Origin of the sequence: Arenibacter lacus (assembly GCF_008711145.1) — a bacterium.
Classification (GTDB): Bacteria; Bacteroidota; Bacteroidia; order Flavobacteriales; family Flavobacteriaceae; genus Arenibacter; species Arenibacter amylolyticus.
In genome coordinates this window covers 1-1,019 of the sequence record NZ_VVIN01000187.1, presented here as the reverse complement: position 1 = coordinate 1,019, position 1,019 = coordinate 1, and the positions used below count along the sequence as shown (strand labels likewise).

The following is a 1,019-nucleotide window of genomic DNA, read 5'->3' as shown; positions in this document are numbered from 1 at the left end:
GAATCCAAAGGCGGATTTAACAAGGAATAGCGGACTTTACTTCGTTATTGGTTTGGTGATAGTGTTGTTGTTAACCTGGGGTGCCTTGGAATGGAAAACCTATGACGATGACAATCAATTTGATTATACTATGAACGTGGATGATACGTTGGATGAAGAAGTTCCTATGACCGAACAAATAAAAACACCACCGCCACCGCCGCCACCAGCAGCTCCAGAGATCATCGAGATTGTTGAGGATGAGGAAGAAGTGGAGGAAACTGTGATAGAATCTACGGAAACCAGTCAGGAAGAAGAAATTATAGAGGTGGAGGATGTGGAAGTGGAAGAAGTGGAAGAAGATTTGGATATTCCCTTCGCAGTTATTGAGGATGTTCCTGTTTTTCCAGGTTGTGAGAACGAAAAAGACAAAAGAGCTTGTTTTAACAAAATGATGCAGAAGCATATTAGAGATAACTTCCGTTACCCCGAGATTGCTCAGGAAATGGGTGTTCAAGGTAGGGTAAACGTAATGTTCGTAATCCAAAAAGACGGTAGTATCGGTAATGTAAGGATGAGAGGACCGGATAAGAACTTGGAGAAGGAAGCGGCTAGGATTATTGGTAAGTTGCCAAAAATGACTCCTGGTAAGCAAAGAGGTAGAGCTGTGCGTGTACCTTTTAGTATTCCAATTACTTTTAAGTTGCAGTAGTTAACAGTATTTAAGATAAATGACATCCCGGGCCTTGGTCCGGGATTTTTTTTGCTTTTTAGTTTCTCTTCGGAATTTTTCTGATTGGTAGTTCATCCAAAGTGGTGGTTTCTGGACCTATTCCTAAACCTTCATAGTTAGCCTGCTGTTGGCTAGTGAGGTAGCATCTAGAGGTGGATACTACCCTGTGTAGTGTAATGGATTAGGTTCTATTGGCTGCACAGCCTGTAATAAACCTTGTTAATTGGTTGCAAAAATATGGAAGGCAGTGTATCTTTGCGCACTTATTATAAAAGGGTGATGAAAACGGTGGTTGGTTCGGTTAAAG

1 protein-coding gene is annotated in these 1,019 nt (G+C 41.4%); it reads left to right on the top strand.

Features of this window, described 5'->3' with window-relative positions; translation table 11 throughout:
- Positions 1-691 (top strand): energy transducer TonB (locus tag F1E73_RS17070; protein WP_150452671.1); only part of this gene is annotated, 691 nt, incomplete at its 5' end.
- Between the last annotated feature and the right edge of the window lie 328 nt (positions 692-1,019).